The 23,607-nt window shown below is 35.2% G+C and carries 13 protein-coding genes; 7 read left to right on the top strand and 6 right to left on the bottom strand.

From position 1 onward, the window contains the following. Positions 1 to 429 precede the first annotated feature (429 nt). The 5 genes from HNS38_RS11340 to HNS38_RS11360 all read left to right on the top strand — a co-directional run bounded on the left by HNS38_RS11340 (position 430) and on the right by HNS38_RS11360 (position 7,259). Positions 430 to 999 (top strand): gluconate 2-dehydrogenase subunit 3 family protein, encoded by a 570-nt coding sequence (locus HNS38_RS11340; RefSeq protein ID WP_172346491.1) that lies wholly within the window; start codon positions 430 to 432, stop codon positions 997 to 999. Next, positions 999 to 2,687, top strand: coding sequence for a GMC family oxidoreductase (locus tag HNS38_RS11345; RefSeq protein WP_172346492.1), 1,689 nt, complete (start codon positions 999 to 1,001; stop codon positions 2,685 to 2,687). Before HNS38_RS11340 ends, HNS38_RS11345 begins: the two co-directional genes overlap by 1 nt. Positions 2,688 to 3,014: 327 nt before the next feature. After that, a complete protein-coding gene (locus tag HNS38_RS11350; RefSeq protein WP_172346493.1) occupies positions 3,015 to 4,013 on the top strand; it encodes a lysylphosphatidylglycerol synthase transmembrane domain-containing protein in 999 nt (332 codons plus the stop codon). A 550-nt stretch (positions 4,014 to 4,563) separates the two neighbouring features. Then, positions 4,564 to 4,953: a hypothetical protein gene (locus HNS38_RS11355; RefSeq protein WP_172346494.1), complete on the top strand. Its 390-nt coding sequence runs from the start codon at positions 4,564 to 4,566 to the stop codon at positions 4,951 to 4,953. A 242-nt stretch (positions 4,954 to 5,195) separates the two neighbouring features. Continuing rightward, positions 5,196 to 7,259: a TonB-dependent receptor gene (locus HNS38_RS11360; protein ID WP_172346495.1), complete on the top strand. Its 2,064-nt coding sequence runs from the start codon at positions 5,196 to 5,198 to the stop codon at positions 7,257 to 7,259. Positions 7,260 to 7,415: 156 nt separating this feature from the next. On the opposite strand, the gene HNS38_RS11365 is transcribed toward HNS38_RS11360, so the two are convergent. The 5 genes from HNS38_RS11365 to HNS38_RS11385 are packed head-to-tail and all read right to left on the bottom strand — an operon-like array spanning position 7,416 to position 16,644. Beyond that, positions 7,416 to 9,782, bottom strand: a complete 2,367-nt coding sequence (locus HNS38_RS11365; RefSeq protein ID WP_172346496.1) for an AIPR family protein — start codon at positions 9,780 to 9,782, stop codon at positions 7,416 to 7,418. Then, positions 9,782 to 10,765 (bottom strand): PD-(D/E)XK motif protein, encoded by a 984-nt coding sequence (locus HNS38_RS11370; RefSeq protein ID WP_172346497.1) that lies wholly within the window; start codon positions 10,763 to 10,765, stop codon positions 9,782 to 9,784. Before HNS38_RS11370 ends, HNS38_RS11365 begins: the two co-directional genes overlap by 1 nt. Further along, positions 10,758 to 13,505 carry a Z1 domain-containing protein gene (locus HNS38_RS11375; RefSeq protein ID WP_172346498.1) on the bottom strand — a complete coding sequence of 916 codons (2,748 nt, stop codon included), beginning with the start codon at positions 13,503 to 13,505 and terminating at the stop codon, positions 10,758 to 10,760. The genes HNS38_RS11370 and HNS38_RS11375 overlap by 8 nt, the downstream gene beginning before the upstream one ends. 1 nt (position 13,506) lies before the next feature. Beyond that, complete coding sequence (locus tag HNS38_RS11380) at positions 13,507 to 14,988, bottom strand: ATP-binding protein (RefSeq protein WP_172346499.1); 1,482 nt, start codon at positions 14,986 to 14,988, stop codon at positions 13,507 to 13,509. Between the two features lie 24 nt (positions 14,989 to 15,012). Next, entirely contained in the window at positions 15,013 to 16,644 is a 1,632-nt protein-coding gene (locus tag HNS38_RS11385) for a DNA cytosine methyltransferase (protein ID WP_172346500.1), read from the bottom strand. 670 nt (positions 16,645 to 17,314) lie between these two features. On the opposite strand from HNS38_RS11385, the gene HNS38_RS11390 reads away from it, so the two are divergent. Continuing rightward, positions 17,315 to 19,099, top strand: coding sequence for a tetratricopeptide repeat protein (locus HNS38_RS11390; RefSeq protein ID WP_172346501.1), 1,785 nt, complete (start codon positions 17,315 to 17,317; stop codon positions 19,097 to 19,099). Positions 19,100 to 19,270: 171 nt separating this feature from the next. After that, positions 19,271 to 21,184 (top strand): T9SS type A sorting domain-containing protein, encoded by a 1,914-nt coding sequence (locus HNS38_RS11395; RefSeq protein WP_172346502.1) that lies wholly within the window; start codon positions 19,271 to 19,273, stop codon positions 21,182 to 21,184. Between the two features lie 500 nt (positions 21,185 to 21,684). On the opposite strand, the gene HNS38_RS11400 is transcribed toward HNS38_RS11395, so the two are convergent. Then, complete coding sequence (locus tag HNS38_RS11400; protein WP_172278692.1) at positions 21,685 to 23,586, bottom strand: amidophosphoribosyltransferase; 1,902 nt, start codon at positions 23,584 to 23,586, stop codon at positions 21,685 to 21,687. Positions 23,587 to 23,607: the final 21 nt, after the last annotated feature.

Here is a 23,607-nt window from a genome sequence, read left to right on the forward strand (position 1 = left end):
TAAATTTTGAGCAACAAATTGAAAGAGCTTTTTGCTTAAGTTAACGCTAATGCCTATAGGGAGGAAACGAATTTATTCTCTTGTCATTCAATGGGTTGAGTGTTGTGTATTGTTGATTTATAATGTCTTTCGATGGAAATAACGATTTTCAAGAAAGTTGAAGTTTTATTTAAGAAGCCTTAAGTCTTTCTGAAGATGAATGTACCCAATGAAAGCCCTTTGTTTTCTGTAATACCTATGTAATATGGCTTTACCAATAAGGACATAATGGATCCTTTGCCAATGTCTCTACCTTATTTTACCTTTGTGGTTTAAATCAAAAACATCATTAAATTTGTAAGATTAGGCTTCCTTTTACGATCCAATAAATCCATGACAGATAAAACAAAATTCATACCCAAAACGCTGCAATCTCCGCAAAAATGGAGGATGCAAAGAAGTCAATTCTTGAGAGTCCTTCTGGCCGGAGCTGTGGCTACTCAGATTCCATGGTGGATGGCCTGTAGCTCTGGTAAGAATCAAACCGCTGACTATAGCCTAAACGAAGAGCAGCAAAGTATATTAGTTTTAGTGCAAAATTTTCTTTTCCCTGCTGATGGAAATGGACCAGGAGCCGTGGATTTTAAAGCCGAAAAATATATGCAATGGGTTTTAAGTGATGAGAACATGGACCCAATAGAAAAAAAATACTTCATCAATGGATTAGCATGGGTGGAGGAGACTGCCCAAGAAGAGAAAGGGCTATCATTTTTAGAATTATCAGAAATGGAGAGAGAAGAAATTTTAGAGTTGATTAGTAAAGAAGTTTGGGGAGAGTCTTGGTATTCCATGAATCTGAACTTTATATTTGAAGCACTTTTATCCGATCCTATTTATGGTGCTAATATGGATAAGCAAAGCTGGAATTGGCTGGAGCATAATCCAGGACATCCTCGCCCCATTGAAGAAATGAAATATGGAAACTTCCTCAATTACGTCAATCAAGAAAACAAAAGCTAATGCCAAAAGAGAAGAAATACGATGTTTGTATTATAGGAAGTGGCGCTGGAGCTGGACCTGTGGCCTACGAGCTGGCTTTAGCGGGCCATCAAGTTCTGATTTTGGAGAAAGGCCCATGGATTAAAACCAAAGACTTTAGCAAAGATGAAATAGTAAGCAGCAGAAGAAGTGTCTATACACCCAAGCTCAAGGATGAGCCCCAAGTTATTGAGAAACAAAACTCAGATGGGGAATGGATAGCACGCTCCAACTATGAAACAGGCCAAGATATGTGGAATGGAAACTGTGTGGGCGGTTCCTCCAATTTCATGAGCGGATATTTCAATAGATTAAAACCCAATGACTTTCAGTTATTATCTAAATATGGCGAAATAGAAGGGGCCAATATTGTTGACTGGCCTTTGAAATATGAAGACCTAGAAGCTTATTATGCCAAAGTGGAGCAAATTATTGGTATTTCAGGAAAAGTGATTCCCCATCCAATGGCAGAACCTCGTTCTACTACTGACTTCCCTTATCCTCCTTTAGCGGAAAATGTAGCTGCCAAATGGGTAGATCAAGCTGCTTTGAAACTCGATTATAAATCACTCGTCCTTCCAAGAGCTATATTAAGTCGCCCCCAGAGCGATAGAAACCCATGCTATTATTCGGGATATTGCGGAAGCTATGGTTGTAGTAGCGATGCCAAAGGCAGTTCAAGAGCTGCTCTTTTAAATAAGGCATTAAAGTCAGGAAACTTGGATGTCATTCCCAATGCCAAGGTTTTTAATTTGGAGGAAGAGCATCAAAAAGTAGTGGTGGCACATTATTATGATATTGCAGGTCAGGCGAAAAAAGCGACTGCCAAAATATTTGTAGTGGCTGCTCAAGCCATTGAAACTTCCCGCCTTTTATTGATGAGTAAAAGCCCTAATTTCCCCAATGGATTGGCTAATAATTCAGGGCAAGTGGGGAGAAATCTAATATTTTCTGGAGGAGGTTCCGGAAGTGGAGAGTTTTATAGAGAAGATTTAGACGAGGCGAGCTGGAATCAGTTAAAGGCTTTTGGCGTATTTGTAAATAGAACAATCCATCAATGGTATGAAATAGAGGAAGAGCCTTTTGCAAAACCCGTAAAAGGAGGGAGCATTGACTTTTTAATGGAGCATAATAATGGAATCACCAGAGCCATACATCAGAAATGGGATAATGAAGGAAACCTGGTTTATGGCAGCAAGCTCAAAGAAAAGCTCAAGCATTATTTCACCGAATTGAGGAGTCTAAACTTTGAAGTTTTTGTGGATTGGTTACCCACCGACGATTGCTATGTGAAATTATCGGAAGAGGTAACCGATAAGTGGGGAGATCCGGTAGCCCACATTAGAATATATAGCCATGAAAGAGATGTGAAAGTAGGGCAAGTATTGGCAAAAAAAGCCGAGCATTTGTTAGCAGAAATGGGGGCCAGAAATATCAGTTCGAATATTAGTGGTGCTCCTCCTCCAAATTTGGTGGCTGGGGGCTGTAGATTTGGAGAAGATCCCAAAGAATCGGTGCTCAATCCCCATTGCCAAGCCCATGATGTAAGCAACTTATTTGTTACCGATGGCAGCTGGATGCCCACCGGTGGCAGTGTTACTCACACTTGGACCATCTATGCCAATTCGTTTCGTGTGGCTGATATTATTAGGGGAAAGCTTGGAGAATAGTTAAAAATCTATTCATGTAATTTGGTTTTTAGTGTTCTTTATTTTAACTAATAAATAGCTGTACCACAAAGGTGCACAAAGCCTACCTGCCGTCAGCCAGGGGTTTCGCAAAGTTCCACAAAGCAAAAAACATATTTCAGTTCTACATTCAGCTAAAAACTTAGGAGGTTTTAATTTTAGTATAGGATTTGAGTAACAGACTTCCTTAAAAGTTTATAATGGATTAACAGAGCGATCCTCATAAAATATTACCTTTGCGATCTAATGAATCACGAAGACAGCAAAAAATACACACAGCTAAAGAAAAATCTTAGCCCATCAAAAATCATGATTCCCATCGTTCTGGGATTGGGTATGGTGGCTTGGCTGATGTATAATGAAATCAATCCCGAAACCTTTAGCTTTTTTCAATGGACAGCAGCGGCTGGTTTTTGGCTATTCATTAGCTTTTTGATGATGGCCATACGTGATATTGCCTATATGTGGCGTATTCGCATACTCACTCATCAAAAAATCACCTGGAGAAATACCTTTGATGTGATTATGCTTTGGGAATTTAGCTCTGCCGTAAGCCCAAGCGTGGTAGGTGGAACAGGACCAGCCATTTACTTTCTCTATAAAGAAGGCTTGAATTTGGGAAAAAGCACGGCGGTAGTTTTAACGGCTATTTTCCTCGACGAGCTCTTTTTCATCATTATGGTGCCCCTGATGATTTTATTCTTTGGAAATATGGCTTTCCCACAGGAAGGCTTGTCGTTTCTGGGGAATTTAGTGATCTACTTTTGGATAGGATATGGGATTATTTTTATTTATACCCTCCTCCTTCTTTATGCTTTATTTATTAATCCTCATACCATAAAAAAACTGCTTTCCTGGGTTTTTCTATTGCCATTTTTAAAACGATGGAGATTAAAAGTTCGTAAACTTTCCAATCAATTAGTGATTACTTCTGAAGAATTTAAAGGCAAAAGTTTTAGCTTTTGGTTGAAGAGTTTTACCGCTACTTTTATTAGTTGGACAGCCAGATATTGGGTGGTGAATTTCCTTTTTATGGCTTTCTTTTTTAGCCATTTGGGGCTCGTTGACCATTTTCTCATCTATGCCCGTCAACTCACCATGTGGATTATTCTATTGATTAGCCCAACTCCTGGAGGCAGTGGTATTGCAGAATTTGTCTTCAAGGATTTCTTAGGCGATATCATCCCCAATTTAGAATGGGCCGTTCCTTTGGCTTTGCTTTGGAGGGTGATCAGTTATTATCCTTATTTATTAATTGGGGCTATTGTGTTGCCTCGCTGGCTCAGAAAAGTATTCTTTAAGAAGTGATTGTCATATAAGGCCGATTTTTTCGTTACGCTCTTACTGAAAACAAACATTTGCAAAAGCAAACTTTTTGTTATTCAGCAATCACAAGCCTCAAACTTGACCTTACCTGTCTAATCACCCAAAATAATTAGATGTCATATAGGAATTTGTAAAATTACCCCGAGTTTCAACTCGGGGTAATAAAACTTCTCGTTTTTTTTAAGTCGGCCAGAGGTTTATCCTTCGAAGCTTTTGCTTTCCCATATCATTCTTTAAAAGAAGGCTGAAGGCCTTCAATATGAATAGCCATGGGCATCGCCCATGGTTATGAATGTGAAATATATTATTGGTCGGCTAGAAGATCTTTTTGGTAACAATCTCTTATTGCCGACCAATAAAGGGATTAACATTAGCCTAAACAGCTCCTTTTGATTTCATTTATTTGCTTTGATCCATCCTTTTAAAAATTCAACAGGATATTGAATAGAATATATTAAATTTGAACAGTAAATCCCATCTTTAATTCAGGTATTTGGATGCGTAAATAAATTGGAATAAATTTGCAAGGCAAATGACACAGAAAATTCTTTCCATATTTTTAGTTGTGGCCTTTATGTCCTACCAATCTTATCATACATTGGTATATATCAACTATTATGTGAATTACGATTATTTTGTGAATGTGCTCTGCGAGAATAAAGACAATCCAGAGAAGCCAGCTTGTAATGGAAAATGCCACTTGAATAAGCAACTAGACCAGCAAAAACCTGCGCAAGAGGAGCATCCTTTTTCGAAAACAGTGGCTCCAATATTCTATCCTGAGATTATCGCTATTTTGTTGCAAGGAGAAAATCAAAGCTTTGAACATATCAATGGAGGAAGTCATCATTGTTTGTCCCCTCCCCAAATTGCTCAGCCTTTTTTAGATAATATCTTCCATCCCCCCAAAATGCTAGTTTAATTTTCTTGAACATACAGTTTTAATAAAATAATCTCAATAGAATGCATAGCTACCCTAAAAGTCCTTTGTGGAACTTTGAGTGATCTTTGTGTCTTTTGTGATATGGCTTATTTAGTTATTGCACAAAGAAGGCTCAAAGAAGTACCAAGATTCACAAAGAAAAGTGAACTATACCTTCCTATTATTGACTTTAAGAATGCCTCATTGGGATTATATCTCATTCAAAACAAATCAAAAATTAAATGAACAAAATCAAATACATTTTGGGTATCTCCATCATTTTGCTTGGCATGAATAACTATGCCCAACAAGTGGATACCACATTAAATATTTCTGGACTTGAAGTTTTTGGCAACAGCCTAGGCACCGATGAAGAAATCAAGATCACAGAAAACAACAGAAGCAAAGAAGATGTGGGGAAAATCATCAAACAAAGCCCCAATATCAGCCTCATCAAAAGAGGAAACTATGCTACCGACCCCGTCATTAGAGGATTCAAAGCCGACCAATTACAGCTTTTGAGCAATGGTTTTATGCAAACCAATCCTGCCTGTCCCAATAGAATGGATGCCCCCACTTCTCATATCAACTTGGAGGACTTAGAATCCATTGAAATCATAAAAGGTCCTTATAGTGTGAGGTATGGAATGAATACCGGAGGCATCCTCAATTTTAAATCCAAAGACCCAAGGGCAACAGATTCTTTTCAAGTACATGGTTATGCAGGATGGTTCTATCATACCAATGGAGAAAGTACTGATGGTCAAGCCAGAGTTCAAATTTCGGATAAAAAATATCTGCTCAAAGTTTATGGTGGACTTAAAGACTTCGGAAATTATAAAAGTGGAGACGGAACAGAAATCCTTTCCAGCTTTAAGCATTCCGATTATAGTGCGCAAGCCGCTTGGTTTATCAATCCTAAAAACCAGATTATCTTAGATTGGAAACAATCCTTTGCCAAAGATGTGCTTTTTGCTGGATTGCCCATGGATGGCGATTTTGACAATTCCAGTACGGGTGCACTGCGTTATCTCTATAAAGATGCAACAAAGAAAATCTATAGAGCCGAGTTTAAGGTTTTTGGGAATATGATAGACCATCAGATGAGTAATCACCGACGTCCTAATCTAAAAATTGTGGATGCCGTTTCTGCATTGCAATCACAAACCTATGGTGCACGTGGTGAATTATCCTATCGTATTTCGGAAAATCATCATCTTTTGTTTGGTGCCGATTATAAGTTAATTGGCAAACAAGGGGATAGAGAAAGAATAGTCTTCGAGAATCCTTGTACCGGAATGGTCATGGATCCACCAAAAACATTCACCGATGCCATTTGGCAAGACAGTAAGCAGAGCGATTTGGGTGTTTTTGTAGAATCTAATTGGCAGATTTCTGATGTATGGCAATGGAAGGCAGGAGCTAGATTCGATATGGTCTCATCCGATATTCAAGAGCCAGCACCAGATTTTGAAGCCCTCTATCCTGATTTAGGCAAAAAAGACGATGTGGCTTTTATGCTCAACAGTAGATTGAATTATAAACTCTCAGAGGGGATGTTTCTAGAATGGTCTATAGGTTTGGGACAAAGAGCCCCAGAACTGATAGAAAGATACCTCAACCATTTAACCGTGGGCATGGATGCTTATGAATATGTGGGGAATCCGAATTTGGAGATGGAGCAGAACTTCCAAAACGATTTGAAATTCAAGCTCAATAAGCAGAAATTCTCATTGGAGGCGGGAGTGTTTTATGCCTTGGTAAAGAATTATATCCAAGCCAATTTAGACACCACCTTAAGCAAAAAGTTTATGCCTTGCATGGAGCCTAAGTTTGCCAAGCGTTACGAAAATGTGGAGGATGCTAGATTATATGGATTCGAGGCAGCATTGAAATATACCTTCTGGAAAAACTTGAATGTTTATGGAACGGGGTCTTATACCATTGGTGAAAACGTGACTATGGATGAGCCTTTGGCAGAGATTCCTCCCATGGAGTTTAATTTAGGTTTAAATTATGAAAGCAAACGCTGGGGCGCCACTTTTAACTTCCGCTTTGTGATGGAGCAAGACCGAGTTTCTTTGAGTTTTAACGAGAGTAAATCCGATGCTTTTCAGGTATTCGATTTATCGGCCCGCTATCATATAGGAAGAGGTTTAAATGTGACCATGAACATAGAGAATATCTTCGATGAAAACTATGTGGAGCATTTAAGCCGAGCATACAAAAACCAAATACCAGGCACTAATATGGTGTATTATGAGCCCGGTAGGAACTTTATATTGGGGCTGAGTTTTAAATTCTAGCTTTAATTTGTATCAGGAAAAGCCCGATAACTCTTTTTTTTGTTATTGGGTTTTTTTGTGGGAAACAACCTTATTCTTATGAGTAAATATTATTCAAAGCGAAGAATATTTTATCTTATTTAAAACATTATGGGAAACAAAGCAGCTAAAAATATTTTAAATGTTTAATCCATATTTCTTTACTTTTTCTAAAGAATTATTAACAATTTGTAATCTTCTTAAATCAATAGATTCATGTTTTTTCAGTTTTAAGATAACTGTCTTAATTACGCTGACTTCTTGAAAGCTTAACTTTCCAGTCTGTTCACCAAGAGCAATAATTCTATTCCAAGTACTAGAATCGATTAGTTTTAGTCTATTATATATGGTTGAGGGCATGCTGAGATCTGCTTCTTCAAATCTGCTAAGAGCTTTGACCTTGTCAAAATCCACATTGTTTTTAACTAGGACATCTATTATGATTCCACCTCTTTTTATTTCAAAATCCGTGAAATTACCATTCGTTTTAATTTTTTTTCTAATAGTAGTTATGTAATTATGTTGTATTTCTGATAAATAATCAGTCCTCAACATAAAAATACAAAGTCCGTCCCAAAAACGTAAACCTAGAGAAGTAATTTTCTCTAGTGTATTATATCTTTCACTTTCAGCAACATCATCCACGATAGTTTCATATCTAGATTTATAATCTGCTTCTGTAATTAAGTATTTATTGACAACATTTAAATCTAAAGGATAATTTATTTTTTCCTTTAATAATGTCCAGTTTTTCTCACTCTTTGCAGCTTCACTTATTAGTGCTACATCTAATCCAGTGAAAAAGTGATAAACAAAAATAAGTAGTTTTTTTAACTCTACCTGAAGTTCTGTTGCAACATTTTGATTGTCCCATATTGAACCTAGATTTAATTTATTGTCAGTAATATGGTGGAAATAGGATAAGGTGTAAGCTACTGTGTGTGATTTAATATTAGTATCTCCAATTGGATCACTATTCTTTCTGCCAAATAGCTTATCTGTTGCTCGAAATAAAATGGCATTAGCTACAATATCAATCCAAAATATACGATTAGCTTTATTCTTCTTAAATTTTTTCTCTATTTCGCGAAGGAAAATAGTATAATTCTTTTGTGAGCCTTTTGATACATGAAAAGGTTTCAACTCCCATAAGTTTATATACTTTGCTACATCTGATTTTATTATAATCTGATTCTTAGGATACTTTAATTTAAAAGCATTCTGTTTACTAACGGTTGGCTCTTTATTTAAAGCTTCTTTATATTGACCTTTTACACGTTCGAAAAACCATACTGTCTGCTTATTTCTGTCATTAAGATCTATTGCGAAAGTAGTTCTGGAAAGCTCTTCAAGCCTTTGTAATAATGGGTTATTAGAAGTCAAATCTAGTTCAGAAACTTTATTCTGACTATTGGCATATCGTGATATAAATGGGACAGTTTCATCTTTTTTTATTTCATCCTTAATTACAGTAAGTTTCATTTGAACAAAAACCTCGGAGATATTAGCCTCTTTATATTTTTTTGCAGTATGAAATAGTGAAGCTGTTGTTTGGCCACCATTTACAATTTGAAAATCTTTTACCGAAGTAATAACTAATTGGCCTTTATCTGTAATTTTGGTCTTTACAGCTTGAGCTGTTGTAGCAAGACCATTATTGTATGGCAAAAACATATGCGGATTGAAGCGTATTGTATCTCTTATTCCCTGATTAACTTTCCCCGTTTGTTGTAAAAATGCTCTAACATTACTTTCAAGAAGTCTTACTCCATAATTTCTATATAATACTGAAAGGACAGTCCCTGGTACAATTGCAAGGTAACACTCATATAGGTCGTTTTTAGAAGGCATTTCTAAACAAGGTATTGTTTCGCCCAGAGTTTCCTCGAAATCTATCTCTATTGGCTCTCTATTTCCTGAAGAAAGTGATAACCTATGAAGTCTCTCAATGTCCCAAATCTTAAAATTAATCAAGACTTCCTCCATGTTTATTAATTTAAAATCTGAAGGAGGATCATACGGAATATCTCCATTTGACAACACAAAAACATTAATTCTGATTATTTTCTTTCTTTCCTTGGTCAGTAAAGAAGCTAACCCATATGCTTCAATGGATGGCTCGATATCATCTAAGAATCCTTTTAAAGCTGCGTTAATAAAACCCGAAGACCACTTTATTAGTTTCTCGAATTCAGCTTTAGTTATTTTATAAAACTCATTTGTGTCTTTATACGAAGAGATAAATATATCAATGTTCTCATAACCTTCCTCTAAGGCATAACCATTAATTTTAAACTGTATGTTTTCAAACTTGTTTTCTTTGATGTAATGACATAATCTCACTCCTTCAGTTTCTCCAGCATCAGCTAAAATATCCATTACGTATTCAGTAAACTTGTTTTCCTTAGAATCGCCGTTATCATCAGAATAGACTAATGATTGTACCTCATGAAATAGGTTTTGAATAAATAAATCTAATTCGAAATCTATATTATTATTCTGCATTATATTATTTCTTTAGTAATCTCATTAATATCTACTTCAAAATCCACACAGGCAATAGGAGAAATCTCATAAGACACTTTGGAAATTGCTTGATTAATTATTTCGGAAGTAATTCTAGGGAAATTATCAGTAACTTTATAATATAGTTCCCTTGAAATAGAATATCCGATTTTATCATATTCTGACTCTGTTTCCAGAGAAATCCCAAGAATTTCCAATTTAAGATTGAACTCTCGCTTCAAATTAACAAATAGGTTAAGTATATTTCTTATTTCTGTTATGATATTAAAAAGGGTATTTTCCCCGTTAGGATATTCGTTTAACTTATAGAATGAAATAAACAATATTTTCAGCTCGTCAATATCTAATTGAAATTCATTTGCTATTTTAATGCTGGGCGTATTTGCAATAGAAGTTTTAACTTCCACGGCGATTCCATTGAAATAAAAATCTTGATTAGCCCCATCGGGAGCTTGCCAAGCATTAATAATTTTATCTTTATTAATCCCGTCTAGCTCAAGCAGAAGCTTTAAAAAATATAATTCTCCATATAGGCCTCTTTGTTGCTGTGAACTTAATAATCCATTTGTAAATTTCCCGAATAGTTTTCTCCAATAATTGATACGATTTGAAATGATTAATAGAGCATCTTCAGAATTTTTCACATCTGCGAGACTCTGAATAATATCTTCTATAAACATAACAAACACATCAGCTAACTCTTCTTCTAAGAGAATTAGGACAAGCTCCTTTTGGTGTTCATTTATTTGCAGAACCTGCACCTCAACACCTATAAAACGCTTTAAATAATTTGGATGTACTTTTACTTGTGGGTCTATCTCTAAAGTGAATATTTTAGCTTTAGATACAGACACTGTTCCAATACAGCATTTCAAGTACTTGATATCTTCTACCCTATGTCTTATAACTTCATTTTTAAATGAAGCTGCCTGACTATTCCATATTTCTTTAATTCTACTCATCTGTGTCTATATCATCATCGGATTGTGTATCTTCAAAACTAGAACTATAAGGACGTGCTGCATATTCCACTTTTTCCTCATTTTTAATTTCAGGAAAGACTAAACCCCATCCAACTAATGGAATACCATCTTCAAGCTTTGTATCAACCGTCCAATCAAGAGGATAAATAACTAATAATGATTTTCCTACTTTAGCTCTTATTTTCTTGACCTCCGATTCTTTTGGGTTCTTGTTATTCATTTCCAAGTCTAATCTTCTATGAGTAGGATCGAAAATGTTATTTTTTGATAAGGTAAAATAAGAATCACCACCGATTTTAGTATTTGTTCTTTTGGATAAACCTGCTACAACAGAGCCATTTAAATACTTGAATTCATATGAATTTTCACTTTCAGAATTTATAATAAGAGCAATAGTCCAATCTAATAATAAACCTTTACTATTTTGTTTTTGTATATATCGATTTAGCAATTCTGTACGGATATTTGGTTGATTAGTGGAAAACCCCTCAAGAAAACTCATGACTTTTTCAGGCGCTACATTTTCCCAATTTAATCCATTCAGCTTCTTTGATAAAGTATATCTTTTCTTGGGATTTTCTAAACGAACCAGTAAACTATTCAAAACATTTAAATTATTCTTTACAATTTTCTCGTTCTTTATTAATTGATACGTCTGTGTTATTTTACCAGAAAAACCTACTAGAATCTTTTGGTGCTCTCGCATCTTTCCTGCAGCTGTAATGTTTAATATTCCTGGATGAGTTCTTATTTTTAATCTATAATCAACCGGCTGTTTATTGCTAGCTGCCATTTCATCGAAATCGGCTCGCATTTCCTCCGTAGCCAGCGTTATATGCCTATACCAATTTATGAGTTGATTTGTAGTGAATAGTCGACATAAGTCAATATAACCAGGTCTGTACCCAAACCAACGTCCCATTTGCATTAAAGAATCATATAGACGAGATGCTCTTAAATAATAACTCACAGATAAGCCTTCCAATGTAATGCCTCTTGCAAGACGATTTCCACCAACGGCTATAACAGACATCCCATTCTTATAATCATCGTACTTAATATCTTCAATATTATGGTATTCTAGTAATCTTGTATTTTTTGTACCGTGAACAGAGCGAACTTCGATTTTTGAAACAGCATCGTTTAACACTAATATTATTTCATCCCAAGAATGCTGTTTGATTTTATGGTCTGTATATGCGATATTATCTTTTACGTTATCAGTTGTTGGAATAAAGTCATTTTCAAATAGATCTTTCAATTCATTTATCAAATTCCCTTGCCCTGATCTTATCTGAAGTTTATAATCTCGCATAATTTCATTTACAAGCCATGCAACGCGGTCAATCCAAGCAACATATAGTGCCACATGAATAAGCATAGAATTATGTTTGTTTTCCTGCCCTCTTAAGCGTCTTATTGCACAGGTAAGAATAAATGATTTGAGCGCTTCTTTTAAACTTGATGGTACATCGTCTGGCAAATCTCCTTTATTCTTCGAGTTCAGTTTTAAAGGGAAATAGGGCTCTTGATCTTCTGCGGTTCTAATTATATCCAATCCTTCAAAATCTTCACCAGTATCGCTATTCTCATAACCAAAGACCTGTACTGCACCAACATAATTTGAAGGTGGTGGAATATTTACAATAAAATCACGTGGAAATAAGTCTTCACCTATCTTCATCCGAATATCTTTAACTATAGTTTCTAGAGTATCGCTCCAAGAGGAGGGAATAAAGATATTTGCATAAGGAGTGGCTGTATATCCAATAAATGTATTTTGATTAAAAAGATTTAATAAAGTACGAATTAGTCTATTTATTGTTTTAATATCCAATTCTGATCCTGAATTAACGGAAGCATTGTCTGCTTCATCATCAATTAGGAGCAAAGGCACATCAAATATTCTATTGTCGCCTTTCTCATCCGTTGTAGCAAATTGATGAAGCCATAAAATAAGATTTTCAAGAATGCTTTTGTTTTTTTTAATAACCAAAACAGTTGGGCTTTTCCCTCCAATAGGAACACTTATTCTGCTAGCAATATTCCTATTAAAATCCCCTTTTGCATCCGATGAAGTATATGAATAGATCTCGGTTTCTGCTTTAATATAACCAACACCAGTTTTTATATTTCGCTGTTTTAAGATAAAGTCAGAACTATTTCGTCCAATAAAACCTTCATCAATTCGACTTTGTGTCTGTGCTCTTAAACTATTATGAATACCAGCAATGACAATAATCAACTTATATCCAGCATCAGTAGCTTTATTTATTAATCCCGTGTAATTTGCTGTTTTTCCTGATTGAACATTCCCCACAACCATTCCTCTTCGATCCCACCTACCTTTTACTTTAGGATTAACACATTTATCTAGAATCTTATCTGTAATATCATCAAGTGAACCCATCGGAAACGATGCATCTTTTTGATTCATATATATCTTATACCTATTCCATAATTCAGGATTTATTTTTGATTTTTCATCATAAAGCCAAGGAAGAACATCTTCTGCAACTAATAAAGTTGCCTCTTTTGAGTAAATATCAAAATCAGCTTCCAATTGTGAGATCAATTCTTCTTTATCAAGACTATCAAAACCAGGCATTAGAAAAATATTTTCAACTTCAATCGCTATAGTTGCATTTACAATATCCTTCTTCTTATATTTTTGGAGTAGAACATGGGCAATATTTCTCGCACTTTCAAAATGACTCATATTATTTTAAGATTTCAATTAGTTGAGGAAATTCATTAAAAGGTTCAATATTCAAAATTTGTTTAATTGCAATATCTTTACTAATTCCAGATATTTTAAGAGATGAAAACATCATTTGAGCCAATTGAGCAGTTCCGGTATCTAGCTCCTTGGTTACATTTCTTAATTCAATGCTCTCGGGATTCTCACTGTAATTCTGAATAATCGATTCCACAGGAGTTGTATTTCCAATTAATTTAAGCAGCGATTTTAATTCTTTAGGCTCTATTTTTTGAGCGTTAAGAATTTTCGAAACGATGGGATGCTCTTCATTAATGTAATAATTTATTGCACCATCTCTATGCTTTGACGCTTTCCAAATTGATTGAAAACTGAAACTTGTTATTGAATCATCAAGCATTAATTGATTACCACGAAACCTATAAATATTAGCTGCATTAGACCTCGTGAGCTTACCTAGTCGGACTAAATCTTTCCTGATTATGATTGATGGTGTAGCTGTAGCTTTTTTTATATCTATTTTCCAATCATGATCAAGTTTATTGGGGATATCTATTAAAATCCTAGCATTCTTATAATGTTCATTTTTGGTGAATAAGCCTAGCCAATCACCATAAAGCAGGAGTCTTTCATTTCTATAAATATAGAAACCCTGCAATTTATACCAGTCTTCAGTCTTGGCTAAAATTCTTTCTTCAGCAGTAATTTTTGAAATATGGGGTAACACATAACATTTCACATGAACATTTCCATCATCCAAAAGTTCATCAGAAACTAATTGTCCACCATCCTCCTCTTTCATAAATGGATCCCAAGGTAAAACGAGTGATTCATTTATCCATAACTTGAATTTTCTTTTTTCAAGAAAACGATGAAATACAATACTTAAATGACTCTCAACTAGAGCAAGTTCTTCTAGAAAAACAATTCTAGCGGCTTCATTTTCTTTATGAGAATTACCTATTAGTCGATCAAGTTTTTCCCAAATAACACAAGTTCCACTCTTTTGACTAGATAATCTTTCGAAATATTGCTCGTTAGATATATAATCAAGTAATGACCATTTTCCAGTTTTATTAACAAAGTCTAAATCCCAAGCTCTTTTTATTGTATTAAAACCATTTTTTTTTGAGGCAACTGTCAGGTTTTTACATTGGGAAAATGAAGATGTTTTCAAACCTAGGCCAAAGCGACCAAGATCATTGGCATCTCTTTCATCATTAGGATCTTTACTTCCGGGAGTCATTGCATTAACTAATGTCTGAACATCCATACCTTCCCCATCATCACAAATGGTTAACCAAGATTCAGCTCCATTCCATTCATAGTTTATCCATATATTTTGAGACTTAGCTGAAATACTGTTGTCAATAATATCCGCAATAGCGGTTTGAAGATTATACCCAAAAGCACGAAACGTATTAATCATAGCCCCTGCTTTGGGTGGAGTTTCTTCTGAGATATATTCAGTAAAATCTAACATAATTTGATTTTAAGAAAACGTATTTTATTTGATCTTTTTAAGTATACTAATTACAATGTCCCCAATCTGTTTGGCCAAAAAAGGAGGCACTGCATTTCCAACCTGATGATATTGATGTGTTCTTGCACCACAGAAATAATAATTATCAGGAAATGATTGAATTCGTGCTGCTTCACGTACTGTTAAGCTTCTGCATTGTAATGGATCATAATGAATGAAATAGTGTCCATCTTTTGATATATGACTGGTTATAGTTGTTGCAGGAAATTCTGGGCGTTGTGTACGAAAACGGTCTGCAAATTTTCCACCTTTAGCACTTTTATGCTCTGGTAATAACCACTCTGGATAATCTCTTAATTTGGGGAAGTCACCATTCTTTTGCAAATAAATAGAAGAAAAAAGATATCTAGCCAAATCTTCCTTCAAATGCGTGCGTGATTCATGATTTAATATTCCAGTTAATCTTGGATCTTTATACCAATCCTTTAAAGGGTTTTCTTTCTCTGCATCCTTGAATTCTAGAAAATTTAACCCTTCGCTACTTGGCGATTGTTCCTTTTTATTTAATTTGATGTCTTTAAATTCTTCAGCAAGTTTTGCTCTATAAAAGGAAACGGAATCTTCCCAGTTTTCTTGATTATTAATAATTTTTTTATAAATATGCTTGCCGTTTTCTTTGGAACCAATAATTTCTCTTCCAATTCCGCTTCTTATTTTGGGTAAGCTCCCGATTACATTCTTTAGCAAAACGAGTTCGGATTTCTCGAGTGTTTTGATATTTGAAGCATCAATATCCTGTCTAATGCCTAAAAATATTACACGATGTCTTTTTTGAGGAACACCAAATTTTTCAGTTTTAATTAGGAAGGCTCTGTCGTCTTTATATTCCGGAAATCCATTTTCATCAAATGAATCAGGCTCTTTTACAAAAGAAAATACTTTGTATGTCGGAGAATCTAGGTTTTCAAATACAGATCCTGGGTTTTTAAGATCATTCTTCATCCAAGTAAAGACTTTCTCTCCATCTACTTTTGCTGATAATAATCCTTTTACATTTTCCATCACAAAGATTGCAGGGTGATGTTTGGCTATTATTCTTAGATACTCTTTATATAGAAATACTCTATGATCTTTTTTATTGACATTATCTTTTAATTGATTCCTTGACCTTCCAACAAGTGAAAATGCTTGACAAGGGGGGCCTCCGATTAAAACCCAATCTTTTTTAGGTGATAAACAGGCTGAAATTCGTCTGTCTATTTCTTCGTGTGCTTTTTTAATCTGTTGATCATTATATCCCTCTTCATGAGGTAATTCAAATTTCCAAGCTTCATTTTCAGCATTCTGCCATTCTTTTTGATTCTTTTCAATCAAAGATTCAAAGAGTTCTTCTTTTTTCTTTGAGTCGTTTTCTTTGATGTAATCATAGTATAATTCAGGAACGTCTTGTGGTTTAAATTGTCTGTAAAAGCTTCTTAGGCGTAAAGTTTTATGTGCATGGTAATCTTTCTCAATTGATAGTTTTATACTAAAGACTCTTTCATTTTTTTTATTATAAATTGATGAAAAGCCCTCGCCTAAGCCACCCGGACCTGCAAAAAGATCTATAACTGGAAATGCATATTTGTCAGGTTGATCCGTTACTTTCTTTGTCATTTAGTAGTAATTAAAAAATTAGTTAGTTGCAAATACTTGTTATGTTCTTCACCAAGGATACTTACAATAGTAGGATTGAGGAAGCCGTTAATTTATTTAGTTCAATTTTTCGATCAATGCGAAGCCCAAAGCTAAGAAAAAAACCATTAACCAATATATCAATTCGTATAATTAGGTAAATCTCATAAGCTTTGATTCAATCTACCCCCTCCAAAATCCTAATCAAATCATCATTCACTGGCTTTGCCTTGGTGTTTTAATGCTAAAAAAATTTGTTGCTTATTTATATCAAAATGTTACTTAGTTTGTGTTATGTGTTGATATACTGATTGATATGTTCTTGTTTTTTATGTTGCTTAATCAATTTTCGGTGTTGCTTAAATCAATTTTACTTGTGACTACTTCTATTTCGTATCCCAACCCTCGTATTGCTAATTCTTTTAACTCATCTTTTAATACATGGGGATTTCATTGTTCACATAAAACACATTTAGACCCATCATATCTGTCCAGATTTTTAATATAATTGAACAAATACCAAAAAACCAATCAAAAATGAACACAATCTATCCATGTGTCCATTTATTTCAATTTATTGGACAAATGCCTTTTAGGGTGATATCTTGATGTCTTAAGTTTTTCATGTAATTTTGAGTGTTAATATTCTGCCATGAAGAGATTCTTATTTATTCTGTTGATTTTGTGTTCTATTGCTGGGCTGGCTCAAGTGGACTCCTCCAATTATAAGATGAATATAGAGCAACTGAAAAGATATACAGAATTATCGCAAGATGAGCATTTTAATTTAGAGGAGCGTAAACTATTTGCCCATAAAGCCTATCAGCTTTCTAGAGATTTAAACCTGCCCATACCGGGTGTCAAAGCACAAATTAGCTATGGCTATATTTTGGCTCAATCTGGATATTATGCTAAGGCATTCGAGGTGTTTTTAGATGCCAATGCCATATCAGATTCCTTGGGCTATCATTCCACTGAAGACTGGCGAAGAAAAGCCTATTTGCTCAATGTAGAAGGCATACTCTATAAAGAACTCGGCATTTATAATAAATCTTTAAAAGCCTATTATCAGTCCTTAAGTATTAGCGATTCAGTAGATTGGAAAGTAGGGCAGTCCACTGCATTGAATAATATTAGTAATCTCTATTTTATTCAAGGAAACTTAGATCAAGCCATACAACTTCAACATAAAGCCCTTCAAATTGCTCAATTGGCCAATGACCTTGGTAAAAAATATGATGCCTATTTTAATTTGATGGTGATGTATGCGGATTTGACTCCTCTGGATTCCGCATTTCTATATGCCGAAAAATGTAAAGTAATATTACCCAAGCTGCAAAGTCAGTATCAAAACTGCTTTTTATATGAGGAATATGCTGGTTTGTTTTATAAATCGGGCGATAGGGAGCAAGCTCAATATTATTATGCTAAAGGATTAGAGATTGCGGTAGATCATCAATTTGAAGAGCTTCAGTTGAAATGTAACGAAGGACTTGGGAATATTGCTAAGGATCGGCTTTCTTTTGATTTAGCCATTTCCTATTTGACCAAGGCATTGGTTCTGAGCGATTCTATTTCTGTTCCCAAATTAAAGGTAGAGGTATTATTTGAATTGGCTGATTTGTATGAGCAAGAGAATAAGCTGAATGAGGCCTATTTTTATTTAAAAGAAGCCCATAGTATTCAGGATTCTATTAATGAGACCTGGAAATCCATACAGCAAAGTGAGGTTCATCAGATTTATTTACTAGAATGGCAAGAACAAGAAAATAGACTGCTCGAAAATAATCTAGCTTTAGCCCAGCTTAAATTAAATCAGAGGAATCTGATGTTGATAGGTTCTGTGATAAGCCTGATTGTTCTGCTGTGGTTGCTAACCATCCTCTATAGAAAAAGAGGTTTTGAAAAGAAAATGAGTCAACAAGTGAATGAGCAAAACCAAACCATACAAGAGCAGCAGGACCTTATACATCAGCAAAACGAGAAGCAATTGAAACTGGAGCTAAATGCTAAATCTCGTCAACTGGCTACCTATTCGCTATCTTCTATAAAACATGTGCAGGCCACCGAAGAAATCATTAGCCGTTTGAGTCAGCTCATATATAACCAAGCCCTAAAAGCAGGAACCAAGAAAGAATTGGAACAGGTGATTCAGCAGATGAAGCGCGACCTGATGAAAAGTGATTGGGAAGAATTTAAAACCTATTACCAACAAGTGCATCCTTCTTTTTATGAAAACCTGATTGCTTATCATCCCGACCTCAGTGCAAACGAGGAGAAATTATGTGCTTTTATCAGTTTGGGTTTGAGTACTAAAGATATTGCTTCGCTTACTTTTAGGCAGGTGAGAAGTGTGGAATCTGCTCGATTAAGACTACGCAAAAAACTAAACATTGAAAATGCAGATCATCTTTTTGATTATTTGAAGCAATTTTAGTGTATTGAATATCTGAATTTTACGTATATTGCAGTAGTAAAATATCAATATATCATTTCAGTAGCGTAACTTAGATTGGTCCATCCTAGCCTTTAAATGATAAATTGACTTTATGTTTGCATGGAAGGAAATAAATAAAAGGAAATAACAAATTCACATAAAATATATCTCATGAAAAAACTATTATTTTTATTCTTAATACTAAGTCTGGGCGCTCAAGCACAATGGACTGATAATGCAGAAGTCAATACCATTATTAATGATGATGCCAATGCACATTATGTACCTAAGGTGGCCAGCACGCCAAGTGGTGAATACTTTTTTAGTTGGTATGGTGGAGCAGGAAATTTAGATATGAATTTGGCTTTCTTGGCCCATGATGGTACTGATAATTGGGAAAATGACATGAAGGTGAGTATACATCCTCAGAATTCTTGGGTAGACGATTATACACTCCTTAGTGATATGGATGGAAATGCCATTGTGATATTTTCCGACATTAGAAATGGAAATAAAGATGTAGTGGTTTATAAGATAGATGCCGAAGGTAATAACTTATGGGGAGAAGATGGAATTGTATTTCCGGTTTCTGGTTCTGATGAATATCAGCCTACGGGAGTGGTCACTAATGATAATGCCCTTGTTGTTTTATTCTCCACTAATTATACAGCAGGAACAGATAAGATCTTTGTTCATAAAATATTAGAAGATGGTACTTTGCCTTGGGGTGAAGAAGGAAAATCTTTCTCGGGATTTGGTTCTAAATGGGCTTTCCCTTCCGCTATAGCCAATGAAGATGGCGGCTTTAGTTTTGGTTTCTTTAAAGAAACAGGGAATTTCCCAGCCTTAACTCGTCATATTGCTGCCATCAGATGCGATGCTGATGGTGAAATGGTTTGGGATTCAGAAAAAATAATTACCGAAGCTGGAGGAATTGCTGCTTGGGACGATTTGCACCTTTTTGGAACTGGTGATGGTAGCTTATATTTTGCTTGGGACGACGACCGCTATTTTAATATGACCAATGAAGTATATGCTCAATATGTGGACGCTGATGGTGTGGTAAAATGGGAAACCGATGGCCTATTATTAGGAACAGAAGCCAGTGGACATCAACTTTCAGCAGTGATTTCTGGTACCAATACCAATGGAGAATTTGTGGTGCTATGGAACCTGTTAAATGGAAACCAGAGTATGGCTGCCTTAAAATACCAAAGAGTGAGTGCAGATGGCGAATTATTAGAAGGTGATGCAGGAGCTACCATAATTGGAATGAACGATCAACTTCAAGCAGGTTCTCAAGCCGTACAAATAGAGGATGAAACTTATTATTTTTATCGTAATTTCTTTGAAGGTTCTACCTATTTAGGAAGTTTAAATATGTTGGCATTAGATGCCGAGGGTGAACAAGTTTGGGAGAGCCCAACTGAGATTAGCAATTCTCAAAATTCAAAATCTCATGCTTTCTTAAGCAAATTTCATAGCAATCAGGCTGTAGTTACATGGAGCGATGAACTGGGAAATGATACCAGAGTGATGGCTCAGAATATTTTTACCGATGGTAGTATTGGAGAATCTGAATTCGATTTTGCAACGGTAGTTTTTACCATCACAGATGAAGAAAGTAGTGAGGCCATAGAAGGAGCAGAAGTAAACTTGGACGGCTCTATCATGCTAACCGATACACAAGGAGTAGCCACCTTTAGTAATATTGTATTTGGGGAAGATATTGATGTTACTGTGAGTAAAGAAGCTTTCTATTCCTATGAAGGAACAATAGATATTGCTGAAGAAGTGGTGGAGCTTGATATTAGTTTAGAACCTATAATTGATCAGGTTTCAAATTTCAGTGCCGCTCAGTTTAGTGTATATCCAAATCCAGCTCAGGAGCAGATTTCTATTCGCTTGAATAAGGCTCAGGAATATCGCATTCAATTATTAAACCAATTGGGACAGGTGCTCAGTGACGTTTATTCAAATGGCAATACAAGTCATATTGATATTTCCTCTTACAAAAGAGGAGTGTATTTCATCAAAATAATCTCAAATGATACTTATCAAGTTAAAAGTGTTGCTTTTGAGTAATCAGCCTTTTAAATAAAGATTTTATAATAGAGGAATTGATTTTTTCAGCCATCAAGGATTTCCTTGATGGCTTTTTTTAAGTAGACTATTGCAGATTAAATCATTTAAAATCAAATTTGTTTCAACCTTAAAAGGAGCCTGGTTTTCAAAGAGCTTATCTTTCATCAATTTATAAAACAACTGAAGTTTCGCACTTTGGCTTAAATGTTCAATTTATGAAATATCCACTAATTCTAGTTGTGATATATTCTGATTACCAGAAAGAATTCTTCGTGAACCTTTGCGACTACTTTGGGAACCTCTGTGTAATAACTTTTTAGCTATAACACAAAGTTGCACAAAGAAAACACAAAGGTAACTCAAAGAAAAAAACCGAACTTGGAAACAACTGTTTATCAAGTCATTGCAAGACTCATGTTAAGTGCGAAACTTGAGTAAAACAAAAAAAAATAGCTGCAAGTTAATACTTGTGGCTATTTAAATTTGATGGAATCTTATGCTTAATATGCTCTTCCTAGATTACCTTCTACATAATTGATAAAGCTAGTATTAACTACCTTATTACCTCCAGGTGTTGGATAGTTGCCAGTAAAATACCAATCTCCAGTGTGGTTTGGTACCGCAATGTGCAGATTTTCTATGCTTTGGAATAATACCTTAACCCTTGCCTTCACTTTCTTAGGGCTAACCAATACCGCAATTTTATCAGAAATTTGCTGGGCTGTAAAGGGCTCGTATATCTCTTTTACATAATTCACTACTTCTTCTTTTGGAAGCTTTTGTTGAGCCTTACATTTATTATAAACCGTATTGATAATAGACTCCTGTTTGGTGTCTTTCAATAATTCAATGGCGGCTCTAAATGCGATAAAATCACCAAGTCGAGCCATATCAATACCATAGCAATCAGGATATCTGATTTGAGGAGCCGAAGAAACTACAATAATATCTGTTGGACCTAATCTGTCGATAATACTGATAATACTTTGCTTCAGAGTGGTTCCCCTCACAATACTATCGTCAATAATCACTAATTTATCTTTTCCTTCTCTAATGGCACCATAGGTAACATCGTAAACGTGGCCTACTAAATCGTCTCTTTGATTATCCTGAGTAATAAAGGTACGAAGCTTCATGTCTTTTACCGCCACAGTTTCAATACGTGGTGTAAACATCATAATTTCTTCTACCTTTTCTTTACTGACCTCATTGCCAAGTTCAAGAATTTTCTCCGCTTTAACTTTATTACAGAAATGATTAACTTCTTCAACCATCCCCTGATAAGCCACGGCAGCAGTATTTGGAATATAAGAGAATACGGTATTGTGTAAATCGTAATTGATTTCCTTTAGAATTTCTGGAGTAATAATAGATCCTAATTTCTTTCTTTCTTTATAGATGTTAATATCGGTACCACGACTAAAATAAATCCTTTCGAAAGAGCATGATTTCTTTTCTTTAGGAGCAAGTACTTCTACTTCTTCAACGGTATTTTGATGTTTGATGATTAAAGCGTGTCCAGGTTTTATCTCTTTGACATCCTCAGCTTTTACATTGAAAGTGGTTTGGATGACAGGGCGCTCAGAGGCGGCAACCACAATTTCATCATCCATATAATAATAGGCCGGTCGAATCCCATTTGGATCGCGCATTACAAATGAATCTCCATGCCCAAGTAAACCAGTAATCACATATCCACCATCCCAATCGCTTGATGCTCTCGATAAAATATTACTAATATCTAAGGCATCAGCAATCTTTTCGGTGGCTTCTTGTTTATTATGACCTTCGTATTTATATCGACGATAGAGCTCCTCATTTTCTTCATCAAGAAAGTGACCAATTTTCTCTAACATGGTAATGGTATCGCTAGTCTCCACAGGAAACTGACCAAAGGCTACCAAACGCTCAAATAACTCGTTTACATTGGTGAGGTTGAAATTACCAGCCAAAACCAAATTTCTCGTTTTCCAATTATTCACTCTCAATACTGGATGAATACTTTGGATATTATTGATTCCAAAAGTACCATATCGTAGATGACCCATAAAAACCTCCCCAGTAAAACGGCCATTGTTTTTAAGCCATTGAACATCGTTGAGCATTTTAGGATTTTCCTGTTCTAATTGCTGAAATGGTTCGTAGGCAGCATTAAAAATATCCTTTAAGGGGGTGGTTGAATTTGATCGCTGACGATCGATATACTTTACTCCGGGAGGCATATTTAACTTGATACTGGCTATTCCGGCTCCATCTTGGCCTCTATTATGCTGTTTTTGCATTAATAGGTGCATTTTATTGAGGGCGTAAAATGCTGTCCCATACTTAGAAAGGTAATGTTCTAATGGTTTACGGAGTCTAAGAAGGGCAATTCCGCATTCATGTTTGATTTGATCGCTCATTTTATTATTTTTGCTATGGTA

This window comes from Lentimicrobium sp. L6 (assembly GCF_013166655.1).
Classification (GTDB): domain Bacteria; phylum Bacteroidota; class Bacteroidia; order Bacteroidales; family UBA12170; genus UBA12170.